The 15,139-nt window shown below is 67.3% G+C and carries 13 protein-coding genes and 1 pseudogene; 9 read left to right on the forward strand and 5 right to left on the reverse strand.

The genetic code is table 11. The annotated features are described in order from the left end of the window. Positions 1–2: 2 nt before the first annotated feature. Entirely contained in the window at positions 3–281 is a 279-nt protein-coding gene (locus tag M8R19_RS29790) for a peptidylprolyl isomerase (protein ID WP_249919741.1), read from the reverse strand. A gap of 192 nt (positions 282–473) precedes the next feature. On the opposite strand from M8R19_RS29790, the gene M8R19_RS29795 reads away from it, so the two are divergent. The 6 genes and pseudogenes from M8R19_RS29795 (at position 474) to M8R19_RS29820 (ending at position 6,069) form a co-directional block, all read left to right on the forward strand. Continuing rightward, the gene (locus tag M8R19_RS29795) at positions 474–1,676 is read left to right on the forward strand and encodes a PilT/PilU family type 4a pilus ATPase (RefSeq protein WP_249919742.1); all 1,203 of its coding nucleotides are present in this window, start codon (positions 474–476) and stop codon (positions 1,674–1,676) included. 543 nt (positions 1,677–2,219) lie between these two features. Beyond that, positions 2,220–2,648: pseudogene (locus tag M8R19_RS29800) on the forward strand (GNAT family N-acetyltransferase); the annotation flags it as partial. 33 nt (positions 2,649–2,681) lie between these two features. Further along, entirely contained in the window at positions 2,682–2,999 is a 318-nt protein-coding gene (locus M8R19_RS29805; RefSeq protein WP_349654717.1) for a DUF1801 domain-containing protein, read from the forward strand. Positions 3,000–3,097: 98 nt separating this feature from the next. Beyond that, positions 3,098–4,186, forward strand: a complete 1,089-nt coding sequence (locus M8R19_RS29810; protein WP_249919743.1) for a glycerophosphodiester phosphodiesterase — start codon at positions 3,098–3,100, stop codon at positions 4,184–4,186. Positions 4,187–4,392: 206 nt separating this feature from the next. After that, entirely contained in the window at positions 4,393–5,334 is a 942-nt protein-coding gene (locus M8R19_RS29815) for an MBL fold metallo-hydrolase (protein ID WP_249919744.1), read from the forward strand. 462 nt (positions 5,335–5,796) lie between these two features. Further along, on the forward strand, positions 5,797–6,069 hold the full coding sequence (locus M8R19_RS29820; protein WP_249919745.1) for a hypothetical protein: 273 nt from the start codon (positions 5,797–5,799) through the stop codon (positions 6,067–6,069). Between the two features lie 981 nt (positions 6,070–7,050). Here M8R19_RS29820 and M8R19_RS29825 read toward each other — a convergent pair. Beyond that, on the reverse strand, positions 7,051–7,884 hold the full coding sequence (locus M8R19_RS29825; RefSeq protein ID WP_249919746.1) for an oxidoreductase: 834 nt from the start codon (positions 7,882–7,884) through the stop codon (positions 7,051–7,053). 93 nt (positions 7,885–7,977) lie between these two features. Between M8R19_RS29825 and M8R19_RS29830 the strand changes: the two genes are divergently transcribed. Then, positions 7,978–8,922: an AraC family transcriptional regulator gene (locus M8R19_RS29830; RefSeq protein ID WP_249919747.1), complete on the forward strand. Its 945-nt coding sequence runs from the start codon at positions 7,978–7,980 to the stop codon at positions 8,920–8,922. Between the two features lie 377 nt (positions 8,923–9,299). Here M8R19_RS29830 and M8R19_RS29835 read toward each other — a convergent pair whose 3' ends face one another. Further along, on the reverse strand, positions 9,300–9,641 hold the full coding sequence (locus tag M8R19_RS29835; RefSeq protein ID WP_074986491.1) for a carboxymuconolactone decarboxylase family protein: 342 nt from the start codon (positions 9,639–9,641) through the stop codon (positions 9,300–9,302). A 272-nt stretch (positions 9,642–9,913) separates the two neighbouring features. On the opposite strand from M8R19_RS29835, the gene M8R19_RS29840 reads away from it, so the two are divergent. After that, positions 9,914–10,843: an AraC family transcriptional regulator gene (locus M8R19_RS29840; RefSeq protein WP_249920252.1), complete on the forward strand. Its 930-nt coding sequence runs from the start codon at positions 9,914–9,916 to the stop codon at positions 10,841–10,843. Positions 10,844–10,878: 35 nt separating this feature from the next. Here M8R19_RS29840 and M8R19_RS29845 read toward each other — a convergent pair whose 3' ends face one another. Beyond that, on the reverse strand, positions 10,879–12,798 hold the full coding sequence (locus M8R19_RS29845; protein WP_249919748.1) for a tyrosine-protein phosphatase: 1,920 nt from the start codon (positions 12,796–12,798) through the stop codon (positions 10,879–10,881). A gap of 131 nt (positions 12,799–12,929) precedes the next feature. Further along, on the reverse strand, positions 12,930–13,322 hold the full coding sequence (locus tag M8R19_RS29850) for a GFA family protein (protein ID WP_249919749.1): 393 nt from the start codon (positions 13,320–13,322) through the stop codon (positions 12,930–12,932). A 227-nt stretch (positions 13,323–13,549) separates the two neighbouring features. Here M8R19_RS29850 and M8R19_RS29855 point away from each other — a divergent pair, with 227 nt between their 5' ends. After that, entirely contained in the window at positions 13,550–14,716 is a 1,167-nt protein-coding gene (locus tag M8R19_RS29855; protein WP_249919750.1) for a GGDEF domain-containing protein, read from the forward strand. The last annotated feature ends 423 nt before the right edge of the window (positions 14,717–15,139 follow it).

A 15,139-nucleotide genomic window follows, 5' to 3' on the forward strand; every position in this document is an offset into this window, starting at 1 on the left:
CGTCAGTCGCGGAAATAGACCTGCACCAGATGGTAGCCGAACTGGCTTTTCACCGGGCCGTGGACGACGTTCAGCGGCTTCTTGAACACCACCGCGTCGACGCTGCGCACTAACTGCCCGGGGCGTAGCTCGCCGAGGTCGCCGCCGCGCTTGCCGGAGGGGCAGGTGGAGTGCTTCTTCGCCAGGGCGGCGAAGTCTTCCCCCTTGGCCAGGCGCAGCTTGAGCTGCTCGGCCTCGGTGGCGGTCTTGACCAGGATGTGGCGGGCCATGGCGACGGGCATGGAAGGTTCTCGGCTGAAGGAAATGGCCGATTGTACCCCCGCTCGGCCGCCCGGGAGGCAGTGACGTACATCGAATTTTTCCGGGGCTGGCATTGTGCCCGTCTGACGGCCTACCTAGAGTCTGATGATTATTCCTACAAGCGCTTGCCTGTCGTGGGCAGCGCCTTCCCCTAGCGTGCGGATGCAGTACAGATGGAAATCCAAGCGATGCTGCGGATCCTGTCCAGCCAGGACGGTTCCGACCTTTACCTTTCCACCGGCGCGCCGCCCTGCGCCAAGTTCAACGGCGTGCTCAAGCCGCTGTCCAGCGAACCGCTGAAGGCCGGCGACGTAGCGCGCATCGCCGACGCCATCATGGACGAGGAGCAGAAGGCCGAATTCGAGCGCGAGCTGGAGATGAACCTGGCGATCTCGGTCGCCGGCGTCGGGCGCTTCCGCATCAACATCTTCAAGCAGCGCAACGAGGTGTCCATCGTCGCGCGCAACATCAAGCTGGACATCCCGCTGTTCGAAGACCTGAAGCTGCCCGAGGTGCTGCTCAAGGTGGTGATGGAGAAGCGCGGCCTGGTGCTCTTCGTCGGCGGCACCGGCTCGGGCAAGTCGACCTCCCTGGCGGCGCTGATCGACCACCGCAACCGCAACAGCGGCGGGCACATCATCACCATTGAGGACCCCATCGAGTACGTGCACCGGCACCGCAAGTCGATCATCAACCAGCGCGAGGTGGGGGTGGACACCCGCAGCTTCCATGCCGCGCTGAAGAACACCCTGCGCCAGGCGCCGGACGTGATCCTGATCGGCGAGATCCGCGACCGCGAGACCATGGAGCACGCCCTGGCCTTCGCCGACACCGGGCACCTGGCGATCTCCACCCTGCACGCCAACAACGCCAACCAGGCGCTGGACCGCATCATCAACTTCTTCCCCGAAGAGCGCCGGCCGCAGCTGCTCAACGACCTGGGCAACAACCTCAAGGCCTTCGTCTCCCAGCGCCTGGTGCGCACCCAGGACGGCAAGCGCCGCGCCGCGGTGGAGGTGCTGCTGGGCACCGCGACCATCAGCGACATCATCAAGCGCGGCGACTTCAGTTCGATCAAGGAGATCATGGACAAGTCCCGCGCGCTGGGCATGCAGACCTTCGACCAGGCGCTGTTCGACCTGGCGGTGGAAGGCGCGATCAGCGAGGAAGAGGCGGTGAAGAACGCCGACTCGGCGAACAACCTGCGGCTGAAGCTCAAGCTGCACCGGGACAACCCGGCCGCGGCCCAGGCCCAGGCGGCCAGCGCCCAGCCGGCAACCCCGGCCGCGCCCGCGGTGGAAGCCTCCAGCTGGGGCCTGGAACTGGCCCTGGAAGAGATCAAGGCCGAGGACGAGGAAGACAAGAAGGGCGGTTGAAAGGTGGGCGAGGCGTAGGGCGGATAACCGTTCGCGGTTATCCGCCGTTTGACCTTGCCCCCCGGCGCGCCGCGGATTCGAGCACGAAGCGCCTGTTGGAGGCCCCGATCGAGCAAGGTCCGCTCGCTGTTTTCTGGGTTATTCCCCTTCGGGCCAGCGCTTGCGCTGGCCCGAAGGGGAATAACCCAATAGACCGCTGCATCACCCATGGCGCACCAATGTAGGAGCGGGCCCTGCGCGCGAATCGCGGGCAGGGCCCGCTCCTACAGGTGGGCTCGGAGGAGGGCGCATCGTAGGAGCGAGCTTGCTCGCGAACAGACTCCGCTGCGGGGTTCATTCGCGAGCAAGCTCGCTCCTACGAAAAGCCGTGCTCGCCTGCAACGTCGCGATCCGGCCGCCAGGCCGGTGCCAGGCCTTATCGCGGATAAGGTGTATTGCCCCCATTCCCGGAATGTCGGCTAACTTCCCGATACAGCTTCTTCCTCAAAGCCCAGGGCGCACGGCTTATGCTCGGCGACCCATGCAAAGGCCGGAGCCCCGAAGATGATCCGTATTCGCCCCGCCACCGAGGCGGACGTGGCGACCCTGTTCGCCATCCGCACCAGCGTGCGCCAGAACCACCTGTCCCACGAGCAGTTGGCCGAGTTGGGCATCACCCCGGCCAGCGTGGCCGAGGCCATCAGCCTCGGCCCCTGCTGCTGGCTGGCCGAGGCGGATGGGGTGGCCGTGGGTTTCGCCATGGTGGATGGGGCGGCGGGGGAAGTCTTCGCCCTGTTCGTCCGCCCGGAATACGAGGGCCTTGGGGCAGGGCGCCTGCTGCTGGCGGCGGCCGAGGCCAGCCTGTTCCGCGAACATGCGCGCATCTGGCTGGTCACCGATGGCTCGGATGGCATTCGCGCCAACGGCTTCTACCAGCGCCACGGCTGGCAGAAGGTGGCCAACCTCGATGCCCGCGACGTGCGCTACGAGAAGCAGGCCGGCGCCGTCGATCGGTTGCTGCAGGACGTGCGCCTGGTCAGCGAGACGAACTTCCAGTTGCTCTGCCGGGTACGCGAACTGGCATTGGCAGTGATGCCCGATGTCCATGACGAAGTGAAGTACGGTGGCGTACTGTTTTCCCGGGCGCGGCCCTTCGGCGGCGTCTTCGCCTATGCCGGCCACGTCTCGCTGGAGCTCAGCCAGGGCGCCAGCCTGGATGATCCCTATGCTGTGCTGGAGGGCGGCGGCAAGCAGCGGCGGCACATCAAATTGCGCACGCTCGACGACATAGAGACGCGACAGATCGCCCATTACCTGCGCAGCGCCGCGATGCTGGCCGAGTAAGGCCCGCCGGCCGTCTTTCGGCAACACTGCCCTGGCAGACTGGCGCCAGCCGCCCGACTCGCGCGTAGCTCACCCTGAACCGCAGAAGGACCTCGACCATGCGCCATACCTTGCTCAAGACCCTCGGCCTCGCCGGCCTGCTCGCCACCAGCCTCGCCGGCACCGCCGCGGAAAATCCCGGCCAGGCCCTGAGCGCCAGGGCCGGCATCCCCTGGCCGACGGTGATCGCCCACCGCGGCGCCTCCCACGACGCTCCGGAGGAAACCGCCCCGGCCTACCTGGCGGCCCGCGAGCTGGGCGCCGACTACCTGGAGGCCGACCTGCAGCGCACCCGCGACGGCGTGCTGGTCGCCCTGCACGACGACACCCTGGAACGCACCACCAACGTCGCCGAGGTCTTCCCCGCGCGGGCCAAGGACCCGGTCAGCAGCTTCACCCTCGCCGAACTCAAGCGCCTGGACGCCGGCAGCTGGTTCAACCAGGCCTACCCCGAACGCGCCCGGGCGAAGTTCGCCGGCCTGAAAATCCTCACCCTGGACGAGCTGATCGACATCGCCGAAGGCGGCGCCCACAAGCCCGGCCTGTATCTGGAAACCAAGGTCCCGGCGCAGTTCCCCGGCATCGAGGAAGACCTGCGCAAGGCCCTGCAAAGAAGGGGCTGGCTCAGCCCGCAAAGCCTGGCCCGTGGTGGCGTGGTGCTGCAGACCTTCGAGAAAGGCAGCCTGGAACTGCTGCAAAAGAGCATGCCGCAGGTGCCCAAGGTGCTGCTGCTGTGGGTGGGCGACGGCTACATGACGCCGCGTTCTGACGTGGCCTTCAAGGACTCCGGCGCCCCGGACAAGGCCACCTTCTACGCCGGCCAGCAAGTGAAATCCAAAGCGGAATTCAGCGCCTGGATCGACTGGGCCAAGGCCCACGGCGCCGTCGGCACCGGCCCCTCGGCCACCCTCAGCGAACGCGGCGAGCAGAGCTACATGGACCTGGTGAAACCCTGGATGAACCAGCTGACCCACCAGCGCGGCCTGTTCATCCATGCCTACGCGGTGGATTCCGACGTGGACTTCAAGCGCCTGTCCGAGGCCGGCGTGGACGGCTTCTTCACCAACCGCGCCGACCGCCTGCTGGCCTTCTACGGGCGCCCGGCCGCCAAGTCGGTGGGGGAGGTACTGGCGGGGCTGGGCTACTGATAGAAATACCTTCGTATATCCCCCCGCCACAGAGGTATAGCCCTGCCGTCCCGATGGAGAAGTGCGCCAGGAAGTCCCCCTCAATAGCATGGGTTCACAGCGGACGATTCGCTGCAACGGCCCTGCATTTCGGTGCTCGCCTATCGCCCAGCCGAGCCCGAAGGAACGACTTCCAGGTTATTGGCCACTTCTTCCGAGGAAACGTCATGAACATGCATCTGAACTATTCCTTTCAAAAGAATTCCACCCAAAAGAATGAACAACACCAGGAGAGGGAAGAGCTGGTGCCTTCGCGCTATGCGCTGCGGGTCGGCGACATCGACGTGCTGGTGGTCAGCGATGGGGTGCTGCCGCTGCCGATCGCGACCATGTCCACCAATGCCGATCCGGCCGCCCGCGCGGCCTGGTTCAAGGACATGTTCCTGGGCCCGGAGGCGTTCGACTGGGCGCTGAACGTACTGGTGGTGCGCAGCGGCGAGCAGACCATTCTGGTCGACGCCGGCCTGGGCGGGCAGTTCCCCGGCTTCCCGCGGGCCGGGCAGTTCCCCCGGCGCCTGGAGGCGGCCGGTATCGACCTGGCGTCGGTCACCGACGTGGTGATCACCCACATGCACATGGACCACATCGGCGGGTTGCTCGTCGACGAGGTGAAGAACCGGCTGCGCCCGGATGTGCGCATCCACGTCGCGGCCACCGAGGTGGCGTTCTGGGCTGCGCCCGATTTCTCCCTCACCTCCATGCCGGCGCCGGTGCCGGACGTCCTGCGCGCGACTGCCGGGCAGTTCATGGAGGCATACTGCGACAAGCTGCATACCTTCGAGGATGAGCACGAGGTGGCGCCGGGCGTGGTCGCCAGGCTCACCGGCGGCCACACGCCGGGGCATAGCGTGGTCCATGTGACATCCGCCGGCGAACGCCTGACCTTCGCCGGCGACGCCCTGTTCCCGGTGGCCTTCGACCACCCCGACTGGCACAACGGCTTCGAACACGACCCCGAGGAATCGGTGCGCGTGCGCGTCCGTCTTATGCAGGAGGCGGCGGCCAGCGGTGAGCTGCTGGTGGCCACGCACCTGCCGTTCCCCTCCGTTGGCCGGGTGGCCGTCGACGGCGATGCCTTCCGTTGGATTGCGGCCTTCTGGGATTACTGACGGTCCGGCCCGCCCGGATGGGCTGTACACGTTCACTGGCCAGGAGTCCGGCGTCGGTCCGCTCCTGGCCTTCATGGATTCTCCTGAAATTTCCCACCCACATTCTCCCTTGTGAGCCTACAAGTCCCCTCGCTAGATTCCCTTCCGCCACGGTCAATCCCGTGGCCCGGATCGCAGTCCGGTACTGTTCAAAGCACACGTAGCGCCACCGCACCTTGCACAGGCGCTTTTTTGCGCCTGCTGCTTGGTGCAGCTATGGCGGATCGTGTGGGGCGGGCTACGGCCTGGCCGGGCACTGCTTTGAACAGCCGGTACTGCGACCCCGCACGATCCGCCACCCATTCCCGGGTTGGCGGCTCCTTCCTCCGCACTAAGGAGCAATGGAAATGCCGTATCACTTCGTGTCTGTCGTGTATCCCCCGTTGTCCCATTCGTCCTTCGCCTTCCCCCGGGAGGTGCGCCATGGCTGATCGCAGGCTGGTCGCGTTGCAGGCCCAGGCGTCCGAGGGCGTGCTCTATGTCGATACCGCCGCGCCGGCGGAACATATCTACGATGTGGCCGAACGCCGGCTGAATGCGCTGGAGGACCTGTTGCGGGTGCTGGAAGTGCATGACGTTGGCGATGTGCTGGTGCACGAGACGTCACGCCTGGCCTCCGCACTGGCGCCGTTGGTGGGTGAGGCGCGGCAGTTGTATGAGCTGGCGCGGGAGAAGGCTCTGGTGGCTGGCCGGTAGGAGCAACTGTCTATTGGGTTCCCGCGTTCGCGGGAATGACGGGATTAAGATTCGTGTTTTCCGACGTCATTCCCGCGAATGCGGGACGCGGCTCCATCGCGAACAGCGCTTGCGCTGGCCCGAAGGGGAATAACCTAGAAAACAACGTAGGAGCGGGCCCTGCCCGCGATTCGCGCGCAGGGCGCGCTCCTACAGGGGAATGGCGTGGGTGGGGTGGTGTAGGAGCGAGCTTGCTCGCGAACGGGGTTTACCGGTGGCTCGGGTGTTGGGTTTAAGAGCGCCCTCTCCCCAACCCTCTCCCGCAAGCGGGAGAGGGGGCTGTCTGGCGTGGGCGGAGGGTTCGGCGTCAACCTGTAGGAACAACGGTGGCTCGGGTGTTGGGTTTAAGAGCGCCCTCTCCCCAACCCTCTCCCGCAAGCGGGAGAGGGGGCTGTTCGGCGTGGGCGGGAGGTTCGGCGTCAACCTGTAGGAGCGACTGTCTTGCCGACTGCGCCGAGGAGCTCTTCGTAGGAGCGAGCTTGCTCGCGAACTCGGGTGTTGGGTTTAAGAGCGCCCTCTCCCCAACCCTCTCCCGCAAGCGGGAGAGGGGGCTGTCCGGCGTGGGCGGGAGGTTCGGCGTCAACCTGTAGGAGCGACTGTCTTGCCGACTGCGCCGAGGAGCTCTTCGTAGGAGCGAGCTTGCTCGCGAACGGTGCTAACCGGTGGCTTGGGTGTTGGGTTTAAGAGCGCCCTCTCCCCAACCCTCTCCCGCAAGCGGGAGAGGGGGCTGTTCGGCGCGGGCGGGAGGTTCGGCGTCAACCTGTAGGAGCGACTGTCTTGCCGACTGCGCCGAGGAGCTCTTCGTAGGAGCGAGCTTGCTCGCGAATGAGCCTCGTAGTGGAGTCTGTTCGCGAGCAAGCTCGCTCCTACGAAAAGCAAAAGCCGTGGCGCCGGTGTGGGTAGGAGCGGACTCTGTCCGCGATTCGCGCGCAGGCCGACGCCTCATCCATCCGTGGAGCGGGTAGTGGCTTCCCAGGCCGCTATTTCCTCTTCCAGCGCCTCCAGCTTCTGACGCACCAGGCCGAGTGCGTCGCTGCCCAGCAGCAGGTGGGCGGGGGGATTCGCCGAGTCGATCGCTTGCAGCATGGCCCTGGCCGCTTTCCTCGGGTCGCCAAGCTGCTTGCCGCTTTTTTCCTGGCGCGCCTGGCGCACGGGGTCGAAGAGTGCGTCGTAGTCGGCGATGCCGCGGGGGCTGCGGACCATGGAGCGGCCGGCCCAGTCGGTGCGGAAGGAGCCGGGCGCGACGGCGGTCACGGCGATGCCGAAGCCTTCGACTTCCTTGCCCACCACTTCTGATATGCCTTCCAGGGCGAACTTGCTGCCGCAGTAGTAGGCAATGCCGGGCATGGTGATGAAGCCGCCCATCGAGGTGATGTTGAGGATGTGGCCGCGGCGCCGCTGGCGCATGTATGGCAGCACGGCCTTCATCATCGCCACGGCGCCGAACACGTTCACGTCGAATTGCCGGCGCATTTCCGCCAGCGGGGATTCTTCGAGGATGCCTTCGTGACCGTAGCCGGCGCTGTTCACCAGCACATCCAGCGGGCCGATGGTCTTTTCGATCTCGGCGACCAGCGGCTCGATGGCCGCGAAATCGGTCACGTCCAGCAGGTGCCCCAGCGCCCGGCCGGGGGCCAGGGCTTCGAGCGCGGCCCTGGCCTGTTCGCTGCGGACGGTGCCCACCACGCGGTGGCCGTCCGCCAGTGCCTCCTGGGCGAGGGCCAGCCCGAAGCCGCTGCTGGCTCCGGTGATCAACAGGGTTTTGCGAGGTGACATGGCGGTGGCTCCATTTCAGTGGGGATGAGCGCACAATACTTATCCGCCGGCCTGTTTCAGAGACCGCATCTTCTGACTTTATTGCCTAATCCTATGAGCCGACATCATCCCTCGGAGCGAGAACGCATGGTTGCCCTGCTAGAGGCGCTGGCCCCCAACGAGGGGTACAACCTCACGTCGCTGGCCAGCGTGCGCATCCTGAGGTCGGACCGGCCCCTGGCGCGGACGCCCGTGCTCTACGACCCCGGCATCGTGATCGTGTGCCAGGGCTGCAAGCGCGGGTATTTCGGCGATCAGGTGTATGTGTACGACGAGCAGCATTACCTGGCCGTCGCCGTACCCGTGCCCTTCACCATGGAAACGGACGCGACGGCCGAGCGCCCGCTGCTGGCCATCTACATGCACCTGGATTTTCAGCTCGCCGCCGAACTGATGATCCAGATCGACCAGCAGCAGGCGCCTTCGCCGAAGGAGGCGCCGCGCAGCATGATGTCGAGCCCCATGGATGACGCGCTCGCCGCTTCCGTCCTGCGCTTCCTGGCGGCGCTGAACGACCCGCTGGAGGCGAGGGTGCTCGGCCCGGCCCTGCTGCGCGAGCTGTATTTCCGCGTACTGACCGGTGCCCAGGGCACCGCCATGCGCGCGGCGCTGGCCATGCAGGGGCGGTTCGGCCGGATCGCCAGGGCGCTGCGACGCATCCACACGGATTACGCGCAGCCGCTCGACTTGCCGCAACTGGCCGAGGAGGCCGGGATGAGCGTTCCTTCGTTCCACAGCCATTTCAAGGCGATCACCCAGACCTCGCCCATGCAGTACGTGAAGTGCACCCGGCTGCACCAGGCGCGGCTGCTGATCGTGCGCCAGGGCATGACGGCGCAGGCCGCCAGCCATGCCGTGGGTTATGCCAGCCCGTCGCAGTTCAACCGGGAGTTCAAGCGGCTGTTCGGGCGTTCGCCGCAGGTGGAGGCCAGGCGGATGCGGGAGAGTTTTGCGATTCCGCCGGTGCATGGGGAGGCGGTGTATGTGTCTTCCCATTAGGTTTTGTTGCGAGGGTTGTTCGCGAGCAAGCTCGCTCCTACGAAAAGCGGTCCCTGCAGGCACGTCGCCTCTTTTGTAGGAGCGAGCTTGCTCGCGAACGGTGTTTACCGGTGGCTTGGGTGTCGGGTTTAAGAGCGCCCTCTCCCCAACCCTCTCCCGCAAGCGGGAGAGGGGGCTGTCCGGCGTGGGCGGTAGGTTCGGCGTCAACCTGTAGGAACAACTGTCTTGCCGGTTGCGCCGAGGTGCTTTTCGTAGGATGGGTTGAGCTTGCGAAACCCATGCGGTTGCGGTGATGGGTATCGCTTCGCTCAACACCATCCTACGAAAAGCCATGCTCGCTCATGCTGTAGGAGCGGACTCCGTCCGCGATTTGCCTTTCAGGCCCCGCCCGCCTGGTCCACCGCGGCCAGCACCCGTGTGGAATACACCAGCGCGGCGCCGGTGTTCATCGCCACCGCCACGCCCAGCGCCTCGGCGATTTCCGCCTTGCTGGCGCCTTCCTTCACCGCTTCGGCGGCGTGTACCGAGATGCAGCCGTCGCAGCGGGTGGTCACCGCCACGGCCAGGGAGATCAGCTGGCGCGTCTTGGCGTCCAGGTGGCCGGTTTCCTGGCCGGCGCCGCTGGCGGTGAGGTAGCCGTCGACGGTGCCCGGGGAGAGTTTTCCGAGCTCGCCTACGCCGGCCATCAGCTGATTGCGGTGTGCGTTCCAGTCCATCATGGGTTCATCCTCCGGGTGATGCTGCCTGGGCAGCCAACAGGTGCCGATGACGCTAACCACTGGCGCGGCGCCGGGCACTCCGCCTTTGGCGGCGGTCGGGGCGGACTTTGGGAGGAGGGCGCGGCATCACGCAGTTGTAATCCGCGGCCGCTACCCTGGCGCCCGCATGCTGCCCGCCGCGGTGCGGGCGGCTTCCTGGCATTGCCGGCAGATGGGGCAGGAAGGTGGACACAGGTACTTCGCGCAGGCCGTTTCTCATCCGTTCCGAGGACATGCACGCCGACGAGTTCGGCGCGCTGTTCACGCGGATGTTCGGCGATCTCTATTCCGGCCTTCCGCCCCTGCGGCGCAAGGTCGCCATCGCCGGCGTCTACGGGCGCTACGAGGGCGTCAGCTTCCGGCGCCTGAGCTTTCGCGGCGACTTCCTCACTGCGCTGCCCGACATGGATGACGAGATCACCTTCGTCTTTCCCACCGCCGGGCGCATCGTGTTCAACCAGGCGAGCGAGACCGTGGGCGTGCCCCAGGTCGGCCTGGCCATCGAGAAGGCCGCGGTGCGCTCGGTGGGCTTCGGCGATGGCCATGCGCAGTACGGGCTTTCGGTGCGCCGCGGGCTGTTCGCCAGGCGGCTTGCCACGCTGCTCGGCCGCCCGGTGGTGCGCCCGGTGCGCTTCCAGCCGGTGGTGGACTTGAAGGTGGAAGCCTTCCAGGGGATCAAGGCTATCGTTGGCCTGGCCACCGGTGCGGAGTTCGACGCCCTGGCCAGTTCCAGCGCGCTGATGCCCGCCCGTGTGCAGGAGATGCTGGTGGATTCGGTGCTGGAGGCCTGGCCGCACAACTACAGCGAGGCGTTGCGCCGGCCGGGGCCGCTGATCGCGCCGCGCCACGTGAAGTTGGCCGTGGAATACATCCGCGAGCATCCCGATGCCCTGGTCAGCGGCGGCGAGCTGGCCGCGCTGACGAACGTCAGCCTGCGCGCCTTGCAGGAGGGCTTCCGGCGCTTCGTCGGCAGTTCCATCGTCGCCTATCAGCGCCAAGTCCGCCTGGAGCGGGCGTACGACGCGCTGCGCCAGGACGCTTCGCCCTCGGTCAGCGAAATCGCCCTGGGCCTGGGCTTCAGCAACGTCGGGCGGTTCTGCCAGTACTTCCAGGGCGCCTTCGGGCTGAGCCCGGCGGACGTGCGCAAGGGCGTCCGCCACTAGCGATGCCCGGCCGGTCGGCCGGGCAGGGCGGGCGGTCAGAACTGGTAGCTGGCCTTGAGGCTGCCGCTGTAGCCGTGGCTGCCGCTGCCGCTCAGGGCGCCGACTTCCGCGCCGAAGCTCAGGTCGCCGAGGCTGGCCATGACGTTCACCGCGCCGCTGAACTGGTCGCGGTTGTCGAAGGCGGCGCGCTGGGCGATGTCCAGGCCCAGCAGGTGGCCTTCGCTGTCGACCTCGTAGTCGCCCAGCGCGTGGTCGTAGCCCAGGTCCAGGCCCGGCACCAGTTGCCAGCCGCCGCTCAGGGCGATGGGCATGAAGCTCACCTTCAGGTTGGCGACGGCGCTGCGGCGGGTCTGCTCGATGCCGTCGACGTCCAGCGCCAGTTCGCTGCCTTTTTCCTGGAAGCCGGACAGGTCCAGGTGGCTGATGCGCACGCCCAGGCTCGGTTCGAGGATCGCGTCGCGCACCGGGATGCGGTAGCCCAGCGCCACGCTGCCGCCGCTGAGGGTGCCGTGGCTGTCGCCCTTGGCCGTGCCCAGGCCGCCGCCCAGCTCGCGCTTGCTGTCGTAGTCGAGCCAGCCGGTGCTGAGGTCGGCGTCGACGAACAGGCCCTGCTCCAGGCTGCCCGGGGCGAAGCGCGCGCCGGCGCGGAGGAAGGTCAGGTCGGTGTCCACCTCGCCGCCCGCGCCGCCGACGCTGCCGCGGCTGTAGCCGAAGCCGGCGTTGGCGCTGAGCTGCTCGCTGAAGCGCTGGGTCAGGCCGACCATCAGGCCCTGGGTGTGCTCGTTGCTGCTGGCGGCCCGGGACGAGCCGTCGTTGCCCTGGTAGCCGGCCAGGGCGGTGCTCCACAGGCGGCGCTGGCCGGGCTTGAGGTCGGTGCCGCTGGCGAAGGGCGCGGCGGCCCTGTCGATCAGCGCGTCCTGGCGCAGCAGGTAGCTGGCGGCATCGGCGTGGGCCTGGCCGCCGACGGTGGACTCGACGCCGCCGAGGCTGCCGGCGTCGATGGCCGATTGCAGGTAGTAGTTGTAGGCGCTGTAGGCACCGGAGAGGCTGCTGTTCTGCAGTTGCTGCAGCAGTCGCGCGCCGGCGGCGGCGTTGCCGGCCAGGCCCGCCATGCCGGGCAGGCTGTTGTAGTAGACCATCTTGCCGCGCAGCACGTAGAGGGTTTCCTGGGACAGGCCCAGGCCTTGCTTGAGGTAGTTGTCCATGCTGCCGTACCGGGCCACCACTTCGTCCAGGCCGGCCTGCAGGTAGCTGGCCTGCACGCCGAGCAGGGGCGCGTAGATTTCCGCCAGGCTCGGCGGCAGCGCCGCCAGGGTCGCGGCGACGCGCTCGGCGGTGTAGTCGTTGGTGGCCAGGTAGTTGGCCATGATGGTGGCGCTGTCCACCCCGGCGATGCTCAGCAGCACGGCGGCGGTCCAGCCGGTGCGGTCCTTGCCGGCGGTGCAGTGGAAGAGGGCGGCGCCGTCGGCCGCGGCCAGTTCGTTGAACAGCTCGGTGAACTGGCTGCGCATGCCGGCGTCGCTGACGAAGGCGCGGTTGGTTTCTTCCATCATCGCCACCGCCTCGGCGGCGCTGCTGAAGGCGATGTTGGTGACGTTCGCCCCGGAGGTGGTGCTGCCGATGATGTCGATGTTCCGGTAGGCGGCGCCGGCGGGCAGGGTGTCGGGCGTGGCGGCGATTTCGCTGGGGGTGCGCAGGTCGAAGACGTTGCTGATCCCCAGGCCATCGAGCGTGGCCAGGTCCGAGGCCGTGGGCGTCAGCGCGTTGGAGCGGTAGAACACTCCGGAGCGCATGGTGCCGTCGTTGGCGGTGGTGTAGGCGGTGGTGGTTCCGGCGATGTCGCGGAAGTTGTCGATGCCGGTCAGCCGCGGGGTGTCGAGGGTGTAGGTCTCGGCGGCGTGGGCGGCGATGGACAGGCTGAGGGCAGACAGGGAGAACAGAATACGATGCAGCACGATGTAGCCTCTTCGAGCGGGTTGGCGGGGCTACTATCGGCATCGTTGCGAACCGGGATATTACAGTTCGCGGCGCCGGGAAAATCGCGGCGCGAATTGTCCGTGGGCTGCGTTTTCCGTCCGTCGTGCGCCTACTCCTCGAAGCGGCCGGTGCCCTCGCGGTCGCGCTCGTAGTGCCTGGCCAGCGGGAACGCCGGCAGCCAGGACTCGCGGCGAAGGGTCCAGAGTTCGTAGGTCGGCACGAACTGGTCCGGGGCATCCAGGGCGCCCAGGTTCACTTCCACCTCGTTCGCGCTGCGCAGGAACACCGACGAGCCGCAGCGCGGGCAGAAGAAGCGCCCCGCGTAGTCGCGGGTTTCGCCCTCGATGCTCACCGCGGCCTCGGGGAATATCGCCGAGGCGTGGAACAGGGCGCCATGGTGCTTGCGGCAGTCGAGGCAATGGCAGAGGCCGACCCGGTAGGGGCGCCCCGAGGCCACGAAGCGGACGTTGCCGCACAGGCAACCGCCGGTGAACTGGTCCATGCTGCATCTCCTCTGGAGTCGAAGGCTCGGAAGTCCGCCGTGAAAAATAGCAGCCGGACCGTCGCCGGGTTTCGGCTTCCGACGTTCGTTGCCGGGCGGGGGGCGGCGAAGCGGCTATGCTCGTGGGAGCGGGCTTCCCGTCGGCAGGGCGGGAAGGGCCCTGCGAAAAAGCGCCGCGAACGCTTAGAATCCGCCCCCCACCGTCCAGGCAGCCCCGTCCAGAAGTCATGGCGCTCGATCCTCCCACGATGTTGACCCTCTCGATCGCCCTGGCAGCGGCCGCCGCCCTGTACCTGGCGATCGAATGGCGCAACGTCCGCGAACCCTCGCTGCTGTTCTGGAGCGCGGGCTTTTCCACCATCGCCGTGGGCTCGACCCTCGCCTTGCTGCGTATGGTCGGCTTCCCGCTCCTGGGCATCTGGTTCGCCAACGGCCTGCTGATCATCGCCCACTGGCTGTTCCTGCTGGGCGTGGCGCGCTTCACCGAGGCGCGTCTGTCCCGCGCCTGGTACCTGATCTTCGTCGCCTGGACGGCCATGCTGCTGTTGCCGGACGGGCAGGCGTGGTCGAAGGTCATGCTGCTGGCCAACTCGCTGCTGGTGGCGCTGCCGACGCTACGCGCTAGCGCGCTGCTGCGGCCCCATGGCAAGTCGTTGAGCGTGGGCGCCGGGCAGTTGCGCTACGTGTTGCTGCTGCACGGGCTGTTCTACCTGGCCAAGCCGCTGACGGCGCTGGTGCCGGGCACGCTGATCGACCTCACGGCCTTCCGCGGCGCGATCATCCAGGTTTCGCTGGTGGAAGGGGCGATGGCGATCATGCTGATCGCGCTGTCGATGACCGGCACCGAGCGCTACCGCCGCGAGAAGCGCATGGCCCGGCTGGCCGCCCGCGATCCGCTGACCGCGCTGTACAACCGCCGCGCCCTGGAAGTGCGCGCGCCGCGGTTGCTGGAGGAGGTCTGCAGCGCGCGGCCGGGCGCGTTGCTGCTGATCGACATCGACAACTTCAAGCTGGTCAACGACCTGCACGGCCACATCGCCGGCGACCGGTTGCTGGTCACGCTGAGCGAGATGATCCGCTCGCTGCTGCCCGAGGGCGCAATCGCGGCCCGGTTGGGCGGCGACGAGTTCGTCATCTTGCTCAGCGACGTGACCGACGAGCGCGTCGTGGCGCTGGGCAGCGCGCTGCGCGAGCAGTTCCAGCAGGCCGCCGCGCAGGCCTTCGCCACTCCCGAGGCGGTGACGCTGAGCATAGGCGCCAGCCTGTTCGACCGGCCGCCGGCCAGCCTGGCGGCGCTGATCGAGCAGGGCGATGCGGCGCTGTACGAATCCAAGCGCGGCGGGCGCGACAGCATTCGCCTGGTGGACCGTAGCCTGGCTGGTGGCGAGGCGTAGGTTGTGACGAGACGCTTTGCGTAGGATGGGTTGAGCTTGCGAAACCCATCGGGCCGTGGTGATGGGTATCGCTTCGCTCAACCCATCCTACGGTTCCGCTGCCTGGCAACTATGCTGCAGAGATGCTCTTCGTAGGAGCGAGGGGGACGCCTAGTTCTTGCTCGCGAACCGACTCCGCAGCGGGGCACGTTCGCGAGCAAGCTCGCTCCTACGAAAAGCGGTGTTTACCTATGGTATTCCCCTGTAGGAGCGCGCCCTGCGCGCGAATCGCGGGCAGGGCCCGCTCCTACCACATCACGGAGTTGTCTATTGGGTTATTCCCCTTCGGGCCAGCGCTTGCGCTGGCCCGAAGGGGAATAACCCAGAAAACAGCGTAGGAGCGGACTCCGTCCGCGATTGGACTCACCGGCCACGCCGGACGCC

The sequence above is a fragment of the Pseudomonas sp. R3.Fl genome (assembly GCF_023516765.1).
Classification (GTDB): domain Bacteria; phylum Pseudomonadota; class Gammaproteobacteria; order Pseudomonadales; family Pseudomonadaceae; genus Pseudomonas; species Pseudomonas citronellolis.